Annotated in this window: 19 protein-coding genes; 8 read left to right on the forward strand and 11 right to left on the reverse strand. The window is 36.9% G+C overall.

The window, feature by feature from the left end; genetic code table 11:
* Window positions 1–5: 5 nt before the first annotated feature.
* Entirely contained in the window at window positions 6–929 is a 924-nt protein-coding gene (locus tag IPP64_13585) for a hypothetical protein (GenBank protein ID MBL0330418.1), read from the forward strand.
* Window positions 930–952: 23 nt separating this feature from the next.
* The gene (locus tag IPP64_13590) at window positions 953–1,417 is read left to right on the forward strand and encodes a heme-binding domain-containing protein (protein MBL0330419.1); all 465 of its coding nucleotides are present in this window, start codon (window positions 953–955) and stop codon (window positions 1,415–1,417) included.
* 6 nt (window positions 1,418–1,423) lie between these two features.
* Here the strand turns inward: IPP64_13590 and IPP64_13595 are convergent, their stop codons facing one another.
* Window positions 1,424–2,827: a T9SS type A sorting domain-containing protein gene (locus tag IPP64_13595; GenBank protein MBL0330420.1), complete on the reverse strand. Its 1,404-nt coding sequence runs from the start codon at window positions 2,825–2,827 to the stop codon at window positions 1,424–1,426.
* A gap of 152 nt (window positions 2,828–2,979) precedes the next feature.
* On the opposite strand from IPP64_13595, the gene IPP64_13600 reads away from it, so the two are divergent.
* From IPP64_13600 to IPP64_13610, 3 genes are all read left to right on the forward strand, one after another.
* A complete protein-coding gene (locus IPP64_13600) occupies window positions 2,980–4,068 on the forward strand; it encodes an Mrp/NBP35 family ATP-binding protein (GenBank protein MBL0330421.1) in 1,089 nt (362 codons plus the stop codon).
* Window positions 4,069–4,148: 80 nt separating this feature from the next.
* Window positions 4,149–4,397: a NifU family protein gene (locus tag IPP64_13605; GenBank protein ID MBL0330422.1), complete on the forward strand. Its 249-nt coding sequence runs from the start codon at window positions 4,149–4,151 to the stop codon at window positions 4,395–4,397.
* A 103-nt stretch (window positions 4,398–4,500) separates the two neighbouring features.
* On the forward strand, window positions 4,501–5,874 hold the full coding sequence (locus tag IPP64_13610) for a hypothetical protein (GenBank protein ID MBL0330423.1): 1,374 nt from the start codon (window positions 4,501–4,503) through the stop codon (window positions 5,872–5,874).
* Window positions 5,875–6,554: 680 nt separating this feature from the next.
* Here the strand turns inward: IPP64_13610 and IPP64_13615 are convergent.
* The 4 genes from IPP64_13615 to IPP64_13630 all read right to left on the reverse strand — a co-directional run bounded on the left by IPP64_13615 (window position 6,555) and on the right by IPP64_13630 (window position 14,165).
* A complete protein-coding gene (locus tag IPP64_13615; GenBank protein ID MBL0330424.1) occupies window positions 6,555–7,205 on the reverse strand; it encodes a T9SS type A sorting domain-containing protein in 651 nt (216 codons plus the stop codon).
* A 150-nt stretch (window positions 7,206–7,355) separates the two neighbouring features.
* Window positions 7,356–8,975 (reverse strand): CTP synthase, encoded by a 1,620-nt coding sequence (locus IPP64_13620; protein MBL0330425.1) that lies wholly within the window; start codon window positions 8,973–8,975, stop codon window positions 7,356–7,358.
* A gap of 231 nt (window positions 8,976–9,206) precedes the next feature.
* A complete protein-coding gene (locus tag IPP64_13625; GenBank protein ID MBL0330426.1) occupies window positions 9,207–11,543 on the reverse strand; it encodes a TonB-dependent receptor in 2,337 nt (778 codons plus the stop codon).
* Window positions 11,544–11,786: 243 nt separating this feature from the next.
* Window positions 11,787–14,165, reverse strand: coding sequence for a TonB-dependent receptor (locus IPP64_13630; protein ID MBL0330427.1), 2,379 nt, complete (start codon window positions 14,163–14,165; stop codon window positions 11,787–11,789).
* A gap of 105 nt (window positions 14,166–14,270) precedes the next feature.
* Here IPP64_13630 and IPP64_13635 point away from each other — a divergent pair, with 105 nt between their 5' ends.
* The 3 genes from IPP64_13635 (at window position 14,271) to IPP64_13645 (ending at window position 17,562) form a co-directional block, all read left to right on the forward strand.
* Entirely contained in the window at window positions 14,271–15,047 is a 777-nt protein-coding gene (locus tag IPP64_13635; GenBank protein ID MBL0330428.1) for an EI24 domain-containing protein, read from the forward strand.
* Window positions 15,048–15,051: 4 nt separating this feature from the next.
* Entirely contained in the window at window positions 15,052–15,807 is a 756-nt protein-coding gene (locus tag IPP64_13640; protein MBL0330429.1) for a menaquinone biosynthesis protein, read from the forward strand.
* Between the two features lie 105 nt (window positions 15,808–15,912).
* The gene (locus IPP64_13645; protein ID MBL0330430.1) at window positions 15,913–17,562 is read left to right on the forward strand and encodes a PD40 domain-containing protein; all 1,650 of its coding nucleotides are present in this window, start codon (window positions 15,913–15,915) and stop codon (window positions 17,560–17,562) included.
* A gap of 171 nt (window positions 17,563–17,733) precedes the next feature.
* Here IPP64_13645 and IPP64_13650 read toward each other — a convergent pair whose 3' ends face one another.
* From IPP64_13650 to IPP64_13675, 6 genes are all read right to left on the reverse strand, one after another.
* On the reverse strand, window positions 17,734–18,528 hold the full coding sequence (locus tag IPP64_13650) for a polysaccharide deacetylase family protein (protein ID MBL0330431.1): 795 nt from the start codon (window positions 18,526–18,528) through the stop codon (window positions 17,734–17,736).
* Entirely contained in the window at window positions 18,525–19,025 is a 501-nt protein-coding gene (locus IPP64_13655; protein ID MBL0330432.1) for a GNAT family N-acetyltransferase, read from the reverse strand. The genes IPP64_13650 and IPP64_13655 overlap by 4 nt, the downstream gene beginning before the upstream one ends.
* A gap of 3 nt (window positions 19,026–19,028) precedes the next feature.
* On the reverse strand, window positions 19,029–19,733 hold the full coding sequence (locus IPP64_13660) for a hypothetical protein (protein ID MBL0330433.1): 705 nt from the start codon (window positions 19,731–19,733) through the stop codon (window positions 19,029–19,031).
* 94 nt (window positions 19,734–19,827) lie between these two features.
* A complete protein-coding gene (locus IPP64_13665; protein MBL0330434.1) occupies window positions 19,828–21,096 on the reverse strand; it encodes a Glu/Leu/Phe/Val dehydrogenase in 1,269 nt (422 codons plus the stop codon).
* 362 nt (window positions 21,097–21,458) lie between these two features.
* The gene (locus IPP64_13670; protein MBL0330435.1) at window positions 21,459–22,274 is read right to left on the reverse strand and encodes a phosphatidate cytidylyltransferase; all 816 of its coding nucleotides are present in this window, start codon (window positions 22,272–22,274) and stop codon (window positions 21,459–21,461) included.
* A gap of 8 nt (window positions 22,275–22,282) precedes the next feature.
* Entirely contained in the window at window positions 22,283–22,942 is a 660-nt protein-coding gene (locus tag IPP64_13675) for an LUD domain-containing protein (GenBank protein ID MBL0330436.1), read from the reverse strand.
* Window positions 22,943–22,955 lie beyond the last annotated feature (13 nt).

Here is a 22,955-nt window from a genome sequence, read left to right on the forward strand (position 1 = left end):
GTAAAATGAAGGTTAAGATTCTGATTATACTCATTGTAGTCGCATCTAAAGCGGTATCACAACCCTTTGTGGATATCGTTAATTTTAATTTGCAGACATTTTCGGCCAACTATGCTGATAGCAGTCAATGGAAAAACAAAACGGATAATTATTTCTTGAATTTATTTTTACCAAAAAATTTTAAAAATGGGCATACGCTATTGGTGCGCTTAAATACCGAACATTTAAGCTCTACGATTAGTTCTGATTCGGCTTATTCATCGCAGTTATCGAGTATTTCGATGCCAATCGGAATGAAGTTTTTATGGAAAAATAAAAAATGGGAAACGGTTTTGATCGCGATTCCTAAAATTGCATCTGACTTTAAAGACAAGATTGACGCATATGATTTTCAATATGGTGGGGTCTTTATGCAACACTATGTGCCGAATGATAAATTAAAAATAAAAGCCGGGTTGTATTATAATCGTGAAGCCTTTGGAAACCTTTTTGTTCCTTGGGTTGGAGTCGATTGGAAAATAAATAAACGTGTGAGCATTTATGGTTTGTTGCCGGTAAATTACAAGGTAGAATTTAATCTGGTGAAAAATAAAGTATACACAGGGTTGAATTTAAAGGCCTTCACCCGTTCATTCCGATTGTCAGAAAAGAACAATTACGATTATGTGCGATATGACGAATTGCAAGTGAAGCTCTTTGTTGATTATTTTGTTGTTCCAAAAGTATTAGTGTTTGCAGAGGTAGGATATTCGTTGAGCAGAAGCCCTTGGTTGCATAAATATGGTACAAATGATAAAAAGGATGCAACTTACTCCTATACGAATCCACTCTATTCACCAATTAAAAATTTTCCAATCATAAGTGTAGGCTTTGCTTATCGTATGCGCTTTGATTTGGAGAAGAAAGAGGAAATAACACCTACTCCGTAATTAAAATAAATTATTAAAAGCAAATGTCAAAAAAGAAAAAAATCCTCTATATCCTTCTCTCGGTTATTATTATCATTCAATTCATTCGTCCTGAGCGCAACCTAGGAAAACGCGAAACCGAAAATACCATTTTTGTGTCCAATGAAGTAGGGCAAATTTTACAAACGTCTTGTTTCGATTGTCATTCCAATTATACCGTTTACCCATGGTATACGAATATTCAGCCAATTGGTTGGTGGTTAAATCATCATGTGAATGAAGGAAAAGAAGAATTAAATTTTTCGGAATTTGAAGCGTATTCCTTAAAACGCAAATTGCATAAGCTAGAAGAGATCAAAGAAATGGTGGATGAAGGGGAGATGCCATTGAGTTCGTATACACTCATTCATGGCGATGCAACATTAAGTGCTGAACAAAAAGAGATACTTTCTAAATGGGTGGTGGAAACCAGAAAATACCTGAGTGATACGCTTTCGAATGCGAAGTGATAATTATTATTCGCTATCAGCAATAATTAATTTCTTTACAGCAAGTGTATTGTTCTGTTCAATTAAATGAATGAAGTATACTCCACTTGGTAATTCATCTCGAGAGAGATTGATACTTTTGCCATTGATATAACCTGTTTGTTTTATCAGCTTGCCAAGTGTATTGTAAATGGAAAGAGTTGCATTGTTGAGATTTCTATTTAACTCAATTGTTGTTGAATGAGTAAATGGATTAGGGAATATGCTCAACGAATAATAATCTTGTGTTTCATTTATGTTCACTAGGTTGCAAGGCAGTATTGTGCCTCCAACATCAATAAAATTTTGATAAAAAGATTGGTAGAACATATTAGCAATAGTATCGTTATGTATTATTAATTCATTCTCATCATTTTGTGTTTCTGCCGGTGTTGTCCAGTTGTATGAACCTGTTATTACAGTTGGATCAGAAGAGAGGGTGCATGGGTCTGTAATAAGGATTTTGCTATGATAAACAGAAGTAAATGAAGAGTACACTTGAAAATTTGCTCCCAATGAAGAAGTAAGTGATGTGTATGGTGAGTAAATCATACTGCTTTGATCGATTATGCCAGTTACGTTAATCCCTTGATTTTTCTTGTTAATAATCGAATCGGAATTACTGTCTAAGGAAAATGCCAACATCCCAAAAAATAAATCGGAATCAGCATGTTGGATTGTGTTTAAAACCTTCGTGTTCGTTCCGTCTGTCGGGCTAAAATACAATTCAATTAAAGAGCCTCCAATCGTGAAATTATGAATGGTATTATCTGATTTAAATGGTCCAAATTTGGAGTTTGCAATACTAGGAGTAATTCCTACATCACCCCACATTTCATTGAATTCAGCAAGATACGCTTGGGCAAGAGCTTGGTCCTGAATGATAATTGTATTATTTACGTTCGAATTAAAATGTGTTTTTGTCCAATTCGCAGAACCCGTCCATACGATAGGGTCATTTACATTAATTGAGTTGGCATCGATAATCATAAATTTGTTGTGCATAATACCATAAGCACTGGTTGTTGGGCTACCAAATGTATTGACGCTGCTTACTAAAGGAATCATCCCTGAATTACTTTGTGAAGCATCGTATATCCATCTCACAACAACACCTCGGGCAGTCGCATTGTTAACAGCAGTTGCAATGTCTGCCATCCCACTTGTTTGCTGGTAATTATATACAGCAATGTCTAGCGTATATTTTGAGCGATTTATATAGGCTACCAAAGTATCGTCCATGCTATTGTTAAGATATATAGCATTTGTACCAGAAGAAACAGAAGTGCTAATAGGAGTGGAAAAGTAAATCTTTATTTTCCCATTTAACTGTGCTTGCAAAAAAGTGCTAGGGAGAAAGGCAAGTGTAAAAGCGAGTAAAAGAGTTTTCATAAGGGAAGTTATAATTTGGGAATCTATAACAAGCATAATGAAAAATCAATATTTTTTTAGCTAGAAAGACGATTTTATTCTTCCGAATAGCCTTATTCTTAATCCCTTTTTTTCGTATCTTTACCCTACAAAATTTCAATAAATATAATAGAATGAGCATAACAGCAGCACAAGTTTTAGATGCCTTAAAAAATGTAGATGATCCCGATTTGAAAAAGGATTTGGTGACGTTGGGCATGATCAAAGATTTAGAAGTAAATGGTAAAAATGTAAACTTTACTGTTGTTCTTACCACTCCGGCATGTCCGATGAAAGACATGATTCATAAAGCCTGCGTCAATGCCGTTTTGCATTTTGTAGATAAAGAAGCCGTTGTAAAAGTGAACATGACCTCAAATGTAACATCTGGAAAAGTAAATACGGGTCCGTTGTTACCTCAGGTTAAAAATATTATCGCTGTTGCATCCGGTAAAGGTGGAGTAGGGAAATCTACGGTAGCTTCCAACCTCGCTGCTGCCTTGGCAAAGCAAGGTGCTAAAGTAGGATTGGTGGATGCTGATATTTATGGACCTTCTCAAACCATCATGTTTGATGTGGTGCACGAAAAGCCAATGATTAAAGTGATTGACGGAAAAAATAAAATTATTCCAGTTGAAAGTTACGGTGTGAAATTATTATCCATCGGATTTTTTGCAGATACATCGCAAGCCATTGTATGGCGTGGGCCAATGGCTGCAAAAGCTTTGACCCAAATGTTTGCGGATGCTGATTGGGGTGAACTGGATTATATGATTATCGACTTGCCTCCGGGTACTGGTGATATTCATTTATCTTTGGTTGGTGCTATTCCATTGAATGGAGTCGTGATTGTTAGCACTCCTCAAAATGTGGCTTTGGCTGATGCACAAAAAGGGGTAGGGATGTTTCAAATGCCTTCCATCAATGTCCCGGTATTGGGCATTGTAGAGAATATGGCCTATTTTACTCCTGCTGAGCTTCCAAACAATAAATATTATATCTTTGGTAAGGACGGAGCGAAAACGTTGGCAGAAAAGCTGGGTGTTCCATTATTAGGCGAAATTCCTTTGGTTCAAAGCATCTGTGAAGCCGGTGATGCCGGTCGTCCAGCTGTTTTGCAAGAAAGTACGCCACAAGCATTGGCATTTATGGAAATGGCTAGCAATGTTGCACAGCAAGTATCGATAGTAAATAGTCAGAGACAATTGGTCACTAGTAACTAGTTGATTTGTGAAGTGTTGAAAAATAAGTAGTGATTCGTATTTAGTATTTTTCGTAATTAATATTCGTAATTCGTTGGTGTATGGTTGATTTATCAAAAAAAGTAGAAGAAGCATTGGATCAAATTCGCCCCTATTTGCAAGCAGATGGCGGTAATGTATCGTTGGTTGAAATTACTGACGACTTTGTTGTGAAAGTTGAGTTGCTTGGAGCCTGTAAATCTTGCTCTATGAGTATGATGACAATGAAAGCCGGTATTGAAGAGTCGATCAAAAGAGCCGTGCCTGAAATAAAAAGTGTGGAAGCGGTTAATTTATCCCTGGCAATTTAAGTATATAGTCCAGCGCGCTTTATCGACTCCGCTCGAAATGATCGCGCAATTGTCATTGCAAGCGGAGTAACGTATGAAGGTAAAATTTAGATTTTAAAAGACAATGAAACACCTAGTCATTCAGTCACCTAGTCACCTAATCACTTTTTTATTTATCACGCTATCACTTGTGGCTTGTACTCCCGAAATAGAGATGCCGGAGCCCAATGCAGGAGATGCCGATTTTTCTAAAATGATTGCCGTTGGTGGAAATTATTTAGCAGGTTATCAAGATGGTGCATTGTATGAAAAAGGACAACGACTTTCTATTCCTGCTTTATTAGCCGAGCAATTTAAGTTGGTGGGAGGACCAACATTCGGACAAGCGCTAATGCCCGACAATAATGGATTGGGAGTGAATAGTAAATTGTGGGAAAGTTGGTTTGTAACACCGAGTCATCTTGGAAATAAAACAAACTGTCAAGGTGTTACTTCTTTATCACCAATAAAATATACGATTGCTACATCCGCTGCAACGCCTTATTTAACAGATATGGCCGGTAATAGTGTTCAAAATTTAGCAATTCCGTTTGCGAATCTTTCAGATTATACAAATCCTGCGTTTGGGTATAGTTCATTTACCGGAAATACCAATCCGTATTATGCACGTATTGCAAGTGATCCGGGAGTTTCTACATTGTATGAAGATGCTCGTCAACAAAATGCAAGTTTTATTACTGCATGGTTGGGCATGGAAGATATTTACAATTTTGCTAGTAGAGGAGGTATTGGAAATCCAATTCCATCAGCAACCACCTTCGCAAATTATTTGGATACCATTTTGGGTGGATTAACTGCAAATGGCTCCAAAGGTGTTATTGCCAATATTCCAGATTTCAGAAGTTATCCTTTTTACACATTAGTAGCTTGGGATAATGCCGTTTTGGAGCGTCAATCACAAGTTGATTCGTTAATGGATATTTATACACTTGCGGGGTTAACGCATTTGAATTTTGCATTGGGTAGAAATGGTTTTATAATCGATGATCCTGCTGCATTCGGTGGTTTGCGTCAGTTGCATGCCGGTGAATACATCACACTTTCAGTTCCGATTGATTCAATGAAATGCTTTAAATATGGTTTACTCTTTGAAACAATAAATGATCGTTATGTATTGGATAGTACTGAAGTGTTTGAAATAGATCAAGCAATCAATTCCTACAATGCTGTGATTGCACAGAAGGCGAATCAATACAATTTGGCATTAGTGGATATGCATTCATACATGAGTAATGTGTATAGCGGTATTAAATGGAACGGGGTAGACATGAATATGGTATTTGTAAGTGGGGGCTTTTTGAGTTTAGATGGATATCATCCGAACCAAAAAGGATATTCCTTGATTGCGAATGAATTTATTAAAGCAATCAACAATAAATACAATGCGACCATTCCGGAAGTGTATTGCACCGAGTGTGATGGCGTGAAATTTCCTTAATTGCCTTTAAAATAGAAAGCCTCGAACATTCGCTGTTCGAGGCTTTTTTTATTCGCTTATTTCTTATCCTGAATTTTACGAGTCGTTTTTACAACCATTGCTCTTGGTAAAAAGCGAACGGCATTTGCCATTACGGCATTCATAAAACCATGAATGGCAACGGTTTTTCCTTGCATCATCGCTTTGTAACCATATTCTGCAACTTCCTTTGATGTAGGTAGTTTTTTCCCTTGATAAAGAAAGCAAGACCGTTTGTCATTCTGAGAAATGACATATACTCCCGAGGAAACGTCTGACCCACTTGTTCTTGCAAACTAATAAGCTCCGATTCGCTAAGGCCGACATACAGTTCATGTAGCCGGGATCGGACTTGAACCGATACGTCCGCAATGGACACAGGATTTTAAGTCCTGCGTCAAGCCCTTTAACCTCTTTGTTTGTCAAATTTAATACTTTATTTCCGGTTTTTTCTGAAGGCAAATCTTCGTTAGTTCGAAGATTTAAGGTAGATATTTAGTCGAATAATCGACTTTGAAGCACTCGTAGTCTTTCTATCATGGAGATGCTATTTCGTAGTAGGGTCACAATAGCTATTGGGAAACGTTTGTGAAGAAATGATTCGTTACTAAAAAATTAAAAAATCAGGTTTTATAATGACAATCATAATAATTTGCGTTCCCTTATTCCAACACAATTTTCTTAGTCAAAACTTTATCAGCAACGATCACCTGTACAAAATAAATCCCGCTCCGTAAGTCGCCACGGTCTATTGATGATAAGCGTTCATTGGTCGTAAGTGTTTTTACCATTTTTCCGGTCAAGTCATAGATGTTGATGGTGGCAACAGAAGTTTTTAATTCAGAAAAGTCGATGTTGAAAGTTGTGGTAGCAGGGTTTGGGTAAATATTGAAAGAAGCAGTAGATGCGAATTCATTCACTCCAACTGTACAAGACATTGGGTAACTATAAGCGCAAGGAGCAATAGAATCTGTTGGGTCATCATAATATACGGTTCCTGTGAATCCAGCCGGAATACTATCCAAGGATGTGGGAATGGTATGTGTTAACGTATCTCCGGCTAAGTGTCCGAAAAAGAAAAACAAGCTGTTGATGTTAGCAATGGTATCTCCTAAAGCATCTGTAACAATTACAATCGGGTAGTTTACAAAAACGGTGTCGCCATTGTAGATGGTCACATCCAATGTGTTGCTGCCCACCGTATCAATGTTGTTGATATTTAATATGCAAAAGTTGCCGCAAGTAATGTTTTGTGATTTACTTGAAAAAGTAAATGCGATTATTGCGATAGATAGGAGTACTAGTTTTTTCATAAAAAATATTTTGCCACAGATTCACAGATTATTTTCTATAAAAAAGAAATTAAAGTGATTATATATTGTGGTGGATTTTATTCGAATTAATTCGCGTAATTATTTTTTTAATTTTTATTCTGTGAATCTGTGGCAAAAAGCCACGTCTCACTAATGAACGAGTTTCTTAATTTCAATTGCTGCTTTTACAAAATGCACAAATAGCGGATGAGGGTTTGCTACGGTACTTTTGTATTCAGGGTGAAACTGAACGCCCACAAACCAAGGGTGATCTTTAATTTCAACGATTTCTACTAAGCCACCTTCCGGATTTATTCCGGACGCAAACATGCCTGCTTTTTCAAAATCCTGTAAGTATTCGTTATTAAATTCATAACGGTGACGGTGACGTTCGTTGATTTCCTTTTGTTTGTATATCTCCCAAGCTTTTGTGTTTTCTGAAACATTACATGGGTAGGAGCCCAAACGCATGGTACCACCTTTTTTGGTTACTTTCTTTTGCGCTTCTAACAAATCAATCACCGGATTAGTAGTTCCCGGATTCATTTCTGTAGAGTTGGCATCTTTAAAGCCCAAAACATTTCTTGCAAATTCAATCACGGCACATTGCATACCTAAACAAATTCCGAAAAATGGTACATTGTTTTCGCGTGCATATTTGATGGCGGTGATTTTTCCTTCTATTCCACGCTGTCCGAATCCCGGGGCAACTAAAATACCACCTAATCCTGCAAATTTTTCTTCAACATTTTCATCTGTGATACTTTCAGAATGAATCCATTCGATTTCTACTTTGCAATCGTTGGCCGCACCCGCATGTATGAATGCTTCTGAAATAGATTTGTATGAATCTTTTAATTCAACGTATTTTCCAACCAGTCCAATGCGTACTTGATGTTTCGGATGTTTAAATTTTTGTAAGAAATCTTTCCACTTTCCTAAATCGATGTTTTCAGAAACAGGGAGTCCTAATTGATTCAAAACAACAACATCCAATTGTTCTTCTTCCATTAATAAAGGCACTTCATAGATTGTGCTTGCATCGCGTGCTTCAATAACTGCATTAGGTGCAACGTTACAAAACAAGGCAATTTTATTTCTAAGATCTCTGTTTAATGGGTGTTCTGTTCTACAAACTAACACATCGGGTTGAACACCGTATTCCAACAATAGTTTTACGGAGTGTTGTGTCGGTTTGGTTTTTAATTCTCCTGTAGTAGATAGATATGGAATCAATGTTAGGTGAATCACCATTGCATCTTTCCCTAATTCCCATTTTAATTGACGAACCGCCTCCACATAAGGAAGAGATTCAATATCACCAACGGTTCCACCAATTTCAGTAATTACAAATTGATAGTTGCCGGTTTTGCCTAATAATTTTACACGATTTTTTATCTCATCGGTGATGTGAGGGATTACCTGTACGGTTTTTCCCAAGTAATCACCGCGTCTTTCTTTCTCAATAACGGATTGATAAATTCTTCCGGTAGTTACATTGTTTGCTTGTGATGTCGGAACATTCAAAAAGCGTTCGTAATGTCCTAAATCCAAATCGGTTTCAGCACCATCATCCGTTACAAAACATTCGCCATGTTCATAAGGGTTTAATGTTCCCGGATCTACGTTAATGTAGGGGTCTAATTTTTGGATGGTAACGGTATAACCTCTTGCTTGTAATAGCTTCGCCAACGATGCGGCTAAAATTCCTTTTCCTAATGAAGACGTAACTCCTCCGGTAACAAATATGTACTTAGTTGATGCTGACATGTTCTAATGTAATTTCAGGTAATCCCTGACCAGAGGAAATTTGTAGGTCGTACAAAATTACGAATAATTTCTGCTGGTCTGTGTCCGTTTTGATAATTTGTTGAAAAAAGCCTTTTCGAATACCGGATGTGGTTGAATAAGAGGCTTTGCGTTGGAGAAATAACGCAGTTATAGTAAACAAAAAGCTCCTTAGATTGAATCCTAAGGAGCTTTTTAAATGGCGTTTTATAACTAGAATGTCATTACCAAACTTACCGTTGGTAATAACGGCAATTGGTCTACACGTTTATAGCGTACACGGTCAAAATAGAATACATTCGGTCGGTTGTAAACATTGGTTGCGCCAACCGCTGCTTCCAATTTCGTGTTTTCAAAGAACAGGAAGGTGCGTTTTACGGTAATATCCAAACGGTGATACCACGGCAATTCTTTGGTTTGACCTTCATCAAAATAATAGTTCAATTCTCCATTGCTACTTACATAGTTGGTATTAATACCTTGGGTAAAGTTTTGATCTTCGTAAAATCCTCCTGTAGGCTTGAAAGGGAAGCCGGAACCTAAATTCCAGCGTACATCAAATTCCCAGTTACGGTTTTTACCAAAAATATAGGATCCAACAATGTTTGCATTGTGTCTTCTGTCGAAATGTGGTCGATAGGTTTGAAGTCCATCCCAACGATTTACATACGATAAGGAATAAACAAACCATAAATACAAGCGTTTGTGATCATATTTTAACACCATGTCAATCCCTTGCGCTCTTCCGGTTTCAATGATGAAATCGCTTTTTAATTCCTCAGGTATAGAAGCGTTTTCAGGGGTGTCGTCAAACATTTTATTGGTATTCAAATTGGTCAATTGTTTGAAATCTTTGCGATATGCTTCGATATTCAAATCCCAATGCTTGGCAATGTCAAATTCAAATCCGGCAACATAATGGTTTGCCTTTTGTAGTTTGTGTTTTACTTTTTGAACTTCGCCATTTTCATCCGTATATTGTTCCGGTAAGTTATCAGGGCCGGATAAGAAACCGTAGAATAAATTCACAACATCTCTTTCAGAAGTTGCAGCAATTAAGTTTTGTGAATACATACCGGTTGCAAATTTGAAGCGCAATCTTGGAATGATATTCCATTTCATGCTGAAACGGGGTTCAGGTGAGAAGTTTGCCAATGAAGCGTAATACATGACCCTCATGCTGGGCTCAAGTAATAATTTTTTCTTTTTAGAAACGTATTTTACTTTTACATATCCGCCAATTTCGGTGGTGCTTTCTTCTTGTGAAATATGTCGATTGGAAGCGTTGTAGAAATCAAAATCTGTTCGGAATCCCAATACTTCTAAACCGTAGTTGATTTCACTTTTTCCTGAGAAGTAAGTGAATCCTACACCCATGTTGAAACCTTTGATGGCACTTGTTTTTACAGAGTCAATTTCAGGTTTTATTTTTATTTTGTACTGAGAATACGCAAAGTTACCAGTTACCAAAATAGGGGAGTTTTGTGGAACCAACAAGAAGTTACCGCCACCACCATACGAATCCCATTTCATTTCCTGCACCGCTTTGTAGTTTACTTTGTCATTAAAGTTAAACCCAAACAAGTTTAATTTACTACCGTTGTTGGCATTAAATGATACTTTACCATAATAATCGTTAAAGCTAAATGGTAAGCCTTCCGGATCAATATAGCTGTATAGGACTTTTGAAGTAGTTGGCAAATAGGATGTTTTTGCAGAAAGAATAAAAGATGCAGTTGCTTTACTGTCTTCTTTTTGTTTAATCAATGGCCCTTCTGCTAATACTTTCGCTCCAAAAGGACTTGCCGCAATTTTACCGGATACTCTGCGCTTGTTTCCATCTCGAGTGGTAATGTCCATGATGGAAGAGATTCTTCCGCCATACTCAGCACCAAATCCTCCACTGTATACATCCGCATTACGAATGATATCTGCATCAAAAACTGAAAACAAACCAATCGAGTGGAAGGGATTGTATACAATCATACCATCCAATAATACTTTATTCTGAATAGGCGAGCCTCCTCTGATGTAGAGCTGTCCACCTTGGTCACCGGTAAAAATTACTCCTGGCAAAACTTGTAAATATTGTGCTAAATCAGGTTCTCCACCAACTGAGGGTAATTTTTTGATGGTTATCGGGTCAATCTTATTTACTGAAATTTGTGTTTCGGTTTGCTTGGCTTCTTGTTCTGCAGAAATTTCAACAACATTTAATTTAACATTTGCTTTGGTGAGGTATAGTTTTTTAGTGATAATGTCTCCCGCTTTTACAGTAATGTTTTCCAACAAACTATCGTAGCCGATGGAAGTAATCATCAATGTGTAGTTTCCTGGAGGGACTTTGTTAATCGAAAAGTATCCATTTACATCCGTTGCATTACCAATGGTTGTTCCTTTTAAAATAACGTTCGTGAAAAGAACCGGTTCACCGGAATCTTTCAAGTAAACAAAACCGCGCACCGTTCCTACTTGAGCAACTGCTGCAGAAGTAAAAAGAATAAAAAAAGCAATAGATAATCGTTTAATAAGTAATGTTGGGATACTCATATTTTTGTAGCATTTAAATAAAAAATAACACCTCTTTTTTTAGGTTCGTAAATGTAATAATTTATTGGATTAAATAGGGGGTTATTTTCCAGATTGACATTTCTTGGAGATAATCGGTGGTTTTTGAAGGGTAAATGGTAAAATGAAAGGGAATGGTTAATCGAAAATTAGCTAAATAAGGTGAATGAGGATGAAAAATGGATGAGGGAGGAGGGTGGATGTTGGTCTTCCCATTTTTCCTTTTTAAAACTCAATTTTATACCCAAAGTAAGGAAACAATCCTAACTGGTATTCTTGCTGAATTTTTTGTAAAACCGGATCGTAGGATTCTCTTAAAATATTTTGGGTGTCAAAAATGTTCTCGACTACTAAAAAGATACTTTGTGATGTTTTTTTACGATTGGTTTTATAGGAAACTTTGATGTCGAATCGGGAATAATCTTTTAATTGTTTTGAAAATGCTTCTTCATCGATATAAACGGCATCACCATAAATTTTTGATTTCTCTATGTCAATTGGTGTATATCTGTTGCCTCCTGCTTGTGTGAATTTTAAATCAATGGATAAGGCTTTGTTTTTGTTTTTTCCAAGTACAAATTCATATCCTGCTAACGCATTTAAAACATATCCTCCGTCATAACTGGTATGATGCTCCACACCATTGCTTCCTTTGTATTTTGATTGATAGACTGAAATGGTAGCGAGGTAATAAAAATGTTTATTAAAGAATTTTTCAACGGTCAATTCAACCCCTATGTTTTCTCCATCTCCTTTGTTTTCTAAGCTATCTACCAGCGGTATTCCCTCCAATGCATTTCCTACATTAATCATTGAGAATGAAGATTGATAATTTTTTTGTACCGGCACATTGTAAACATATTGATAATAACCTTCCAGCTTCAATCGATAATCTTTTGCAAAATTCAAGTCGTACCCCAAAATGACATGTTGACTTTTTGATAAATCCAAATTTCGGTTGCTTCTGAAATAGCTGTCTGTAGCGGGAAGGTAGGTTTCGTAAAAATAATAAATGGTGGGTTGCATTTGACTATGCAATCCATAACCCAAACTAATGTTTTGTTTTTTGCTCATTTGAAAACGTAATCCCAATCGTGGTTCAATGGCGGAGGTGTTGTTGAGTAAAAAGTTCTGATAATGCACGCCACTGTTGATTGTAATTTTGTCGGTTGGTCGAAATTGCCAATGTGCAAAGCCTTGCACCAAACCTGCGGTAGAGCCTTTTACATTCAGGTCGTAAATGTATTTTCCATAATTGTTTGAATAGGAAAACGATTCAGCATTAAAATAAATGGTTTGATAGGTTGCTCCGATTTTAATTAAATGTTTGGCATTTATTTTTTTTGAAACAGTATAGTTGGCAATAAAATTTGCTTCAGTTGATTTGTTTTTTCGATCTAGAAATGCCGATTGGTCAACAGGTGAAAGGGTATCCACATAGGCATCCAAATTGGTTGCCGAAACAGACAATGAAAGTTTTCCAGATGTTTTTGAATTAAAAAAGTACAAATGCGAAAGGCCTGTCGCGCCCATGCTTGCACCAAATACTAAATCTTGTCCGCCTGTGATGTACGACCAATCTGTTGCTTTTCGGTCGCTATCCAGTAAGGTCAATTTGCTTTTTCCACCAATTCCCCACAATGAAAAAACACCTGCTTTTTTTGTTGGCACATTTACTTTGTAAGATATGTCTTGATACTCAGGACTGGCAGAAACGCCAAAGCGAATCCCCAGTTTGTTAAATACTTCTAATGTAGAATAACGGTAATTAATTAAGTATGAGCTTCCATTCTTTTTTGAGATAGGACCTTCCGCTCCAAGTTCTACTCCATTGATACCAAGTGATCCGGTGTATTCATTTTGTTCGTTGTTTCCATTACGTAATTTAATATCAAAAACGGCTGCTGTTTTATTTCCGTATTCAGCAGGGAAAGCACCGGTTAAAAAATCGGAGTTGCCTAAAATGTTGTTGTTAAGCATGCTGATGGGGCCACCAGTTGCTCCTTGTGCTGAGAAATGATTCGGGTTTGGAATGTCTACGCCTTCCATCCGCCAGAGCACACCTAGAGGAGAATTCCCTCTCACGATGATGTCGTTACGCGCGTCATTGCCGGAAGAAACACCGGCATAGTTTGCAACCATTTTGCTGGGATCGCCTCTGCTGCCGGCATATCGTCCGGTTTCTTCTGCCAAAAAATTACGAGACGAAACCGTTACCAAATCATTGTTTGCTTTCGTTTTATCTGTTTCTGCAACAATTTCAATTACTTCGGAGGTGTATACTTTTTCGCGAAGTTCAATGGTCAGCACCACTTCTTTCCCGGACGTAACAATAATATTATTGATGAATGTTTCTTCGTAACCGATGGATGTAATTTTTAAGGCACGTCTTCCAACAGGTACTTTATCCAATCTGAATTTTCCATCCACATCCGTTGTGGAACCAATTAACGTATCGCTATTTAATAAAATAATGTTGGCGCCAAATAAAGTGGATTTTGAATCTGCATCAATTACTTTTCCACGAATGGTTTGTGTATAGGTTTGTGCAGATACGTTTAGTCCGATTAGCAGAAGAAGAAATATGAAAGCGATTTTTTTCACACCGTAAAATTAGCATTTTATTTATTACATTATTGCTTTTCACTTCGTAATGAGGCTGCTTGAATGTTCCAATGAAATCCCGAAAATAAATGTTAATTTTGACTCATGAACAAGCAGTTATCCTTCTTCCAACAATTTGGTTTGGGAATAAAAACCTACGGCAAAGCCATTTCTTTTGTTTTTGAGAAAGGTTTGTGGATGTATTTTATTTATACCATTTTGATTGCATTATTGCTGGCATTGGGTGGGTTAACCTTAATCCATAATTTATCCGACTGGCTTGAAAATTGGATTATGTCGTATGTAACTACAGACTCTGAAAATGGTATCTTTCATTTCTTAGGCAGTGCCTTGCAAGTGCTGTTGTCGGTTGGCTTAAAGATTTTGTTCTTTTTTGTTTTCTCCACGTTTAGTAAATATATTTTGTTAATCATTATGTCTCCGATCATGGCATTATTGTCTGAGCGTACTGAAGAAATTATTACAGGGAAGGTTTATCCATTTAATTTGGGTCAGTTTTTGAAAGATATTTGGCGAGGAGTGATGATTGCAATTCGTAATATGTTTATTGAATTTGGTTTTATTTTCTTGGGTTTCTTTGTCGTTTGGATTCCAATTATTGGATGGGTTGCTGCCCTCTTTTTAATTATTGTTTCCTATTACTTTTATGGGTTTTCAATGATTGATTACGTGAGTGAAAGACGAAGAATGGGTATTTCACAAAGTGTTTCTTTTGTCCGCCAACACAAAGGGTTGGCCATTGGAAATGGATTTATTTTTGCATTAGTATTTGCCATTCCGTTTGTTGGTGGAATGATTGCAGCGGTGATCGCTCCTGTTGCAGCGTGTATTGCAGTAATGGAGATCGAAAACAAACAATAGATCTATGAAAAAAGTGAAAGTATCCATTGTTTCTTATTTGAATTCAAAGCCGTTTATTGCTGGATTCAATCATTCAGATATATTGGATAAAATGGAATTGGATTTGGATATCCCTTCTGTTTGTGCTCAAAAATTGATGGATGGAACGGTTGATTTAGGTTTGATTCCAGTTGCGGTACTACCTTTATTAAAAGATAAATTTATTGTCAGCGATTATTGTATTGGTGCAGTAGGTAAAGTGGCTTCGGTGAACCTATATAGTAATGTCCCTTTGCAGGAAATTACATCTGTTCTGTTGGATTATCAATCGCGTACTTCTGTTTCGTTGGTGAAAGTACTGGCTAAAAATTTCTGGAAAATTGAACCGAAATGGGAACCTGCAACTGAGAATTATGAAAACACAATTTCAGGAACCACGGCTGCAGTGATTATTGGTGATCGCACCTTTGGTTTAGAAAATAAATATAAATACAACTACGATTTATCAGAAGAATGGCAAAAATTTACCGGACTTCCATTTGTTTTTGCCTGCTGGGTGGCGAACAAAGAACTTTCACAATCTTTTATCGCAGAATTTAATAAAGCGCTCCAAATAGGCTTGGATATGCGTTCCGAATTGGCAGCCGACTTGCAAAAAAGCAATAAATATGCTACAAATGTGGAGGTCTATCTTCGTCAGAATATCGACTACGACTACGATACAGCCAAAAAGAAAGGTTTGGAACTATTTTTGTCTTATCAGGCAAATCTTCAGCAATAATTTTTTATATTTGTTTCTGTGACTTAAGATTTATTTTTGTGAACGGTAGGGCACAGAAATAGAGCCAATGCAGAATTCGTAATTCAACTATTAAAGATTTTCTATATGAAAAAAGTAATTTATTTGTCGGTGTTTTCTTTGTTCATTTTTGGAGCAGCAGTTGCTCAGGAAAAAACAGAAAACAAGCAGAACGTTTTTGATAAAGGCAGTGATGCCGCTAAGATGGTTCTTGCTGAACAAAAATTTTATGCGATGGACTTTGCCGGTGCATTGGCAATTTATAAAGATGTATTGGCGGGTAAACCGAACGATGCAAATGTGCTTTTTCATATTGCTGAATGTCATTATGAATTGAAACAATTGAAAGAAGCACGCGAATTTGCTGAAAAATCGAAAGGAATTGACCCGAAAGCGAATATTAATAATGCGCTTTTGTTAGGGAAACTCTATCAGTTGGAAGATATGAAGGACGAAGCGTTAGCGGAATTTACGTTCTTTAAAACAAATGCCGGCAATAAAGCTATTCAAGAAAGTGATGTTGATATGTACATCCTTCAGGTAAATACAGCGAAGGAATTAATGGCAAGTCCGATTGATGTAAAAGTGGAGAATATGGGTGATGTGATCAATTCAGAGTATGAAGATAAAGCACCAATGGTCAGCGCTGATGGAAAAACATTAATTTTTACTTCTCAACGTCCGGGTAAATCCAGCGCATTAAATCCTGAGGATGGAATGTATTTCGAGGACATTTATATTTCTCGTTGGGATACACTGAAAAAAGCTTGGGCAGATGCCGAATTAATTCCCGGTGCATTAAATACCGAAGGACAAGATGCAGCAACCAGTATTTCTCCGGATGGGAAACAAATTTTTCTTTTCAAAAATGATATAGAAGCGGAGTCTCGTGGAGGTGATATTTATGTTTCACGTTTGAGCTCTTCCGGGAAATGGGGGGCACCAAAATCAATGGGGAAACCAATTAATACTACGTATGCTGAATTAGGTGCATGCATCTCTCCGGATGGTAAGACCTTATATTTTGTTAGTGAGCGTCAAGGCGGGAAAGGCAATGCCGATATCTGGATGGTAAAACGTAAAACACGTACCGAATGGGAAAAACCTGTTAACTTAGGAGATGTTGTGAATACCGTTGAAGATGATGCAGGTATATTTTTAGCTCCTGATGGAAAAACATTGTTCTTTACTTCTAAGGGTCACAACTCGATGGGTGGATACGATGTATTTAAAACGGTAAACGAAGGAGGAAAGTGGAGTACTCCGGTAAATTTGGGGTATCCAATCAATACCATTTACAACGACTTCTGCTTTAGCTTGTCTGTAGATGCAAAAACAGGATACATTGCCAGCAATAGAAAAGGTGGATTAGGTGGTCGTGATGTTTACAAAGTAGATTTAACGAACTATATGGTTCTTGAAAAAGACATGAAGAAAAAAGCAACAGCGGATGGACCAGTAATGGCCATTTTGAAAGGCGATGTATTTGATGGGTCTGCTGGTGCGGGAATGGAAGCAGAAATTGTAGTTTATGATGAAACAGGAACAACGAAAGTAGGTAGCACAACTTCTTCAGAAGGAAGCGGTGAGTATTTCTTAACCTTGTTATCAGGAAAAACATATCTGGTAAAGATTGAAGTAAAAGGCTTTAAACCGGTTGAAGAAAAAGTAGAAATAAAAGCAGCAAAGGAAGGAGCAACATCTGTTGTGAAACATTATTTGTTGTATAAAAAATAATAATAAGCAATTTTTAAAAGTAAAGCCATTCTAGATAAAAGAATGGCTTTTTTTATGCGTCATTGCGAGGAACGAAGCAATCTCTAATGATGAAGAGAGAAGCCTCCATTGACGAAAGATTGCTTCGTTCCTCGCAATGACGTCCTAAATAGGAATGATTTGCTAGATTATTTATTTCGAAAATAAAAAAGAACGAAACTCCGGATTGAGCTTGTTTGGGAAATTGTCGTTTAGTTCGGGAAGCGTAAATCCATCTTCTTTTAATTGTGAGAGGATCAAGTCGACAGCTTTGGGAACCCAGCTGCGATCGTAATCGGATGGTTTGTTTTTTGAACGAGCAACATTTATTTTAGAGTTTATTTTAGGATGTTCATTTCTCCCATCATGTAAAACATAAACTCCTCCATTGTTTGCTTTTATTTTTTCTGTAAAATGTCCGATAAATTTTTTCATCCCAACAGGTTTTACTTTATGATCGAAAAAGAAATCGGTAACAGGAAGGAGTTGCATGTTTTTTGATTCCCAAAAAGGAATGTGCTTTTTGAGATACGCTCCATAACCCGGCCGAAAATATTCAATTTGATGTGCAGTGCTTTCGATGGCTTCACAAATCGCGTTGTTGCATGCATCAATATCTTCTGCAATCGCTTTCATTCGTTTGAAAACAAAAGGATCACCCGTGTTACCGTGATTTCCTATAATGTGTCCATCCTGAAATAGTTGCTTTACAATATGTGGGTGTTGCTTTACATTTTTTCCGATCAAACAAAAAGCAGCTTTTACATTGTGCGTCTTTAAAACAGAAAGTAAATCTAAAGTAATGTTGTCGATGTGATTCGGGCCATCATCAAAGGTTAGTAATACAGGTTTGAAATTGGCGTTTCCTTTTAGGTTCGGACGAACAATAGAGTAGCGCTGAATCGGCAGAATAGAAGAGACGGAGCCAATGTTTTTTAAAATTCTCATTTTCTTCTTATTGCATAAATCAATTCGTCTTTGTATTCTCCATTTTTGAACAGCGTTTTTTCGAACCTTGCTTCCAAAATAAATCCTGCTTTTTCTAGGACACGTTGAGAGGCGAAATTCGTTCCGTATGGCCGCGCAAAGATTCTGGTGATGTCAAAATTTTTAAAGCCGTAATCTGCTATTTGTTCAATGGCCTTTGTGATAATTCCATTGCCCCAATAATGTTCTCCTAACCAATAGCCTAATTCTGCATTTTTACGATGAACCTCTTCTTGCGGATGTATGCCAATGCCACCGCATGCTTCACCATTGATATCAATTGCAAAAATATTCGTTGGTGTGTTTTTAGTCGCAAATTCGATAAACATTTTTCCGTTTTCTTTGGTGTAGGGATATGGAAATTTATCCGTTAAGTTGTTTGCAATTTTTGGATTGTTTGCATACTTGACCAAACTGTTTAAATCATTTATTGTAAACGGGCGAAGGGTGAAATGCATGATTTATTTATTGTTTTCGTCAAATGCTAGTTTTTTATTTTTCATGGCTCCTTGCCATCCTGCAGGAAAAATAGCATTGTTGTCCTCGTAAATTTTTGCCATTACTTCCTGCACACGCGCTTGAATTTTAGCAGGTAATTCGTAAAAGGCTTTGTCTACTTTTGTATTTCTTTGAAAATCCAATTCTCCATTTTGATGACGGATGGCATACTTGGAGTTTTTATAATAGGTCAGGATTTTGATTCTGCCATCACCTGTCCCATTGCTTCCGGATGTACCGTAAATGATGATGGGGTCAATGATACTGTCTCCATCAAGGTCTTTTAACTCAATGTATTTGCTCCAAAACCAAATAGATGTTTCCTCTGAAATTTCGTTTGTTTTTAATTTGAAATCGTTGATGGTCCATTGAATCGTCAACTTATTGGATTCAGATAGAACGTTGAATGCTTTAATGGTATCATTTTTTGTTTCTTTCACTTCTTTTTCGTTCCCATTTTCGGTGAGAATGAGGTAGTGCTTCCCAAGTTTATCAGTGTATTCGTAAGCTTTGAAAATTGGAAAACGGATGCCGAGTTCTTTCTTTGTAGCATCCGTAAAAACTGTTTGAATGATGGAATCGGTTAAAACTTTACTTTCTACAATAGTTTGTTGCCCAAAAGAAAAAAGGGATATTAAAAAGAATAAAAGAGTTGGAATAGATTTCATTTTTGTTGTTTGTTAAGTTACTAATATACAAAAAAACGCCTTCCGATTAGGAAGGCGTTCTCTTAAAAACCTAGTCACCTAGTCACTTAGTTACTTAGTATTGTCCTCTTGCTTTGATTCCTAATTCTACTTTTTGTAAAGCAGTAATGTAAGCGCCAATACGCATTGTGGTTTTGTATTTTTGTCCGTTGTTCCAAACGCTTTCGAAAGCGGCACTCATAGAAGCATCGTGTTTTGCGTTTACATCATCTTCTGTCCAGTAATAACCTTGGTTATTTTGTACCCATTCGAAATAAGAAACCGTTACACCACCACCATTCGCTAAAATATCCGGAACAACAATGATTCCTTTTTCTTGAAGGATATGATCTGCTTCAGCAGTAGTTGGGCCATTAGCACCTTCTACAATTAATTTAGCTTTTACAGCGTGTGCGATTTCTTCAGTGATTACGTTTTGTAATGCTGCAGGAACTAAAACATCAACATTTGCAGTTAAAAGTTCGGAAGGTTTAATTTCAACACCACCGGTAAATCCTTTTAATACATTTCCATTTGCTTTTACATAATCCAATGCCGCTTTGATGTCAATTCCTTTCTCATTCCAGAAAGTAGCAGTATGATCACCAATTGCGCAAATTTTAATGCCTTGTTCGTGCAATAAACGTGCAGCATGAGAACCAACATTACCAAAACCTTGAACAGCACAGGTTGCTTTTTTTGCATCCATGTTCATTTTTTTCAAAGCAGCTAATGTTGCTACCATCACTCCGCGACCGGTTGCAGCATCACGACCTAATGAACCACCTAAACCAACAGGTTTTCCTGTTGTAACACCTGGGAAATTTCCGCGGTGAACTTTGTTGTAGGCATCCACTAACCAAGCCATTTCACGTCCGCTTGTTCCCATATCCGGAGCAGGAATATCTTTTGTTGGGCCAAATACATCAGCCATTGCTACAGTATAGGCTTTTGTTAAACGTTCCAATTCTCCAACACTCATCTTACGTGGATCACATTTGATTCCGCCTTTACCACCGCCATAAGGCAAGTTGGCAACAGCACATTTAAATGTCATCCAAGCTGAAAGAGCTTTTACTTCGTCATCACATACATCCATTGCGTAACGGATACCACCTTTTGATGGACCGAGTACGGTAGAGTGCACGGTTCTGAATCCTTCAAAAACTTCCATTTTGCCGTTATCCATCATAATCGGAAGGCTAACTTTAACTTGTTTTTGAGGATTTCTTAATACTGTTGTAACTTCTTCTGATAAACCATAAATTTTTGCAGCGACATCAAGTCTGGCAAGAACTGCATCAAACATACTGTCGTGACTTTCTACTGTTGTCTTAGTTGTCATAAATTTTTATGTTCGGTTCCGTATTAATAGAGAGTCGGAACGCATTAAAGTCTGCGAATTTAAGTAAAATTATATAGTATTTAAAATGTAATCGTTAAATATGGCTTTTCCTTCGTTTAATTGCCTTTTTTGACGATTTTTTTAGAATTATTGTAATGTAACTTATTTTTAATCAATTAGTTGTGTTTCTTTCGTTTCCTGATTTTATCTCTTTCTTCGTCCCTTTTTAAGGCAATCCATACTCTTATAACGATGTAGAGAAGAATGCCGACAGCGATAATATAAGTCCACAAGGGCATTCCGTATGCGCTATCATAAGGGGCAGCATATTCGGATCCTGCGAAAGAATAGGATAGAAACATCTAGGCGAAAAATTTGATGAGGTAGAGGTATGTGAAAACGAAAGGCGTTGCCATCAAAAGGCTATCAAATCGATCCAATATTCCTCCATGTCCGGGTAATAATGTTCCCGAGTCTTTAACATTTTTGCTTCGTTTATAAAGGGATTCTACTAAATCACCCAGGGTACCGATTACGATCAATATACCGGCAATGATCATCCAGTCGATGATGCTATAATCGGTATACCATTTTGAAATAATGAATACCACAATATAACTCGCGATTGCACCACCGATACTTCCTTCCCATGATTTGCCGGGAGATACACGTGGAAATAATTTCCGTTTCCCGAAAGCGGATCCTGCCAAATATGCTCCTGAATCGTTACACCAAAGAATAAAAAAGAAACCGAACAAAAGTTCATGATTGTATTTGCCGGAATATGTTACTAAATAATTCAATAATGAAAACGGCACGGCAACATATACAATTCCCAAAATGGTAAAAGCAATGTTTCGAAACGGATTTTTTGATTTTGTGTATAATTCAAAAATGAAAATGAGAAAAACAACGGGAATGTTAATGATTAAGAGGTGTGCATCGTATCCCATACAAACAAGCACGGTAGTTGTAAAAATTCCTGCTCCGGCAATCGTCCCAATTACTTTTTGTGGTTTGTTTTCTCCTTTTTCTGAAAGGGTATAAAATTCCCAAACGCCTAAAATGGTAATAATGAAAAATAATATAGAAAAGGAAAGTTGATTGTAATACGTGCATCCTAAAAGAACTGCAACAAATGCACCAGCGGTAAGTGTACGTTTAAAAAAGTTGTTCATGTTTGATCTTAGTTATTATCCACATGCACATCATCAATTAAAAATACAAATACTTCTTTTGGTCCATGTGCGCCTTGAACCAATGTTTTTTCAATATCAGCCGTTTTGCTTGGACCGGTAATGGTTGAAATCATCGAAGGTAATTTATCGTTGTGTTTTTCTTTAATAAATTTTAATCCGTCTTTGATGTTGTCTACTAGTTGAGAGGTGTATGCTACAACAATATGAAAATTTGCATATACAGGTAATCGTCTGCCTGAGGCCTGTTTGGAAGTAATCATAATGCTTCCGGTTCTCGCGATTAAACATTCACACAAGGTGATACCAATATCGGTATTTAATAAATCGACTTCATTATCCGAAAAGGTAATTTTTCCTTTTTTTAAAAGTTCTTTCAATTGGGGTTCCAAGCAGAATAAGTTTTTCCACTCATTGTCTTTCACAATCCAATCAAAATTTTCTATGAATTCTGTTTCATTTTCACAAAAGATAAATTTCCCGTTGAGAGCAGTGAAGTTTTGAGCAAATTGCATTTCGAGGGATTCTTCAGAAGTAGCAAAGATTTCTGAATCAATGTCAATGTCACCAATCTCTTGAGTAGATTTATGAATCAACGCTTTCCGAATTTTTTTTAATATTTTTTCTTTTGAAGTAGTACTGTCGCTCATTTACGGTACGAAT

The sequence above is a fragment of the Bacteroidota bacterium genome, from assembly GCA_016722565.1.
In the GTDB taxonomy this organism is placed as follows: domain Bacteria; phylum Bacteroidota; class Bacteroidia; order 2-12-FULL-35-15; family 2-12-FULL-35-15; genus 2-12-FULL-35-15.

What these genes read in the sequence shown, in the direction of transcription:
- IPP64_13585 (MBL0330418.1), top strand. Translation starts at nt 6, where the DNA reads ATGAAGGTTAAGATTCTGATTATACTCATTGTAGTCGCATCTAAAGCG.
- IPP64_13590 (MBL0330419.1), top strand. Translation starts at nt 953, where the DNA reads ATGTCAAAAAAGAAAAAAATCCTCTATATCCTTCTCTCGGTTATTATT.
- IPP64_13595 (MBL0330420.1), bottom strand. Translation starts at nt 2,827, where the DNA reads ATGAAAACTCTTTTACTCGCTTTTACACTTGCCTTTCTCCCTAGCACT.
- IPP64_13600 (MBL0330421.1), top strand. Translation starts at nt 2,980, where the DNA reads ATGAGCATAACAGCAGCACAAGTTTTAGATGCCTTAAAAAATGTAGAT.
- IPP64_13605 (MBL0330422.1), top strand. Translation starts at nt 4,149, where the DNA reads ATGGTTGATTTATCAAAAAAAGTAGAAGAAGCATTGGATCAAATTCGC.
- IPP64_13610 (MBL0330423.1), top strand. Translation starts at nt 4,501, where the DNA reads ATGAAACACCTAGTCATTCAGTCACCTAGTCACCTAATCACTTTTTTA.
- IPP64_13615 (MBL0330424.1), bottom strand. Translation starts at nt 7,205, where the DNA reads ATGAAAAAACTAGTACTCCTATCTATCGCAATAATCGCATTTACTTTT.
- IPP64_13620 (MBL0330425.1), bottom strand. Translation starts at nt 8,975, where the DNA reads ATGTCAGCATCAACTAAGTACATATTTGTTACCGGAGGAGTTACGTCT.
- IPP64_13625 (MBL0330426.1), bottom strand. Translation starts at nt 11,543, where the DNA reads ATGAGTATCCCAACATTACTTATTAAACGATTATCTATTGCTTTTTTT.
- IPP64_13635 (MBL0330428.1), top strand. Translation starts at nt 14,271, where the DNA reads ATGAACAAGCAGTTATCCTTCTTCCAACAATTTGGTTTGGGAATAAAA.
- IPP64_13640 (MBL0330429.1), top strand. Translation starts at nt 15,052, where the DNA reads ATGAAAAAAGTGAAAGTATCCATTGTTTCTTATTTGAATTCAAAGCCG.
- IPP64_13645 (MBL0330430.1), top strand. Translation starts at nt 15,913, where the DNA reads ATGAAAAAAGTAATTTATTTGTCGGTGTTTTCTTTGTTCATTTTTGGA.
- IPP64_13650 (MBL0330431.1), bottom strand. Translation starts at nt 18,528, where the DNA reads ATGAGAATTTTAAAAAACATTGGCTCCGTCTCTTCTATTCTGCCGATT.
- IPP64_13655 (MBL0330432.1), bottom strand. Translation starts at nt 19,025, where the DNA reads ATGCATTTCACCCTTCGCCCGTTTACAATAAATGATTTAAACAGTTTG.
- IPP64_13660 (MBL0330433.1), bottom strand. Translation starts at nt 19,733, where the DNA reads ATGAAATCTATTCCAACTCTTTTATTCTTTTTAATATCCCTTTTTTCT.
- IPP64_13665 (MBL0330434.1), bottom strand. Translation starts at nt 21,096, where the DNA reads ATGACAACTAAGACAACAGTAGAAAGTCACGACAGTATGTTTGATGCA.
- IPP64_13670 (MBL0330435.1), bottom strand. Translation starts at nt 22,274, where the DNA reads ATGAACAACTTTTTTAAACGTACACTTACCGCTGGTGCATTTGTTGCA.
- IPP64_13675 (MBL0330436.1), bottom strand. Translation starts at nt 22,942, where the DNA reads ATGAGCGACAGTACTACTTCAAAAGAAAAAATATTAAAAAAAATTCGG.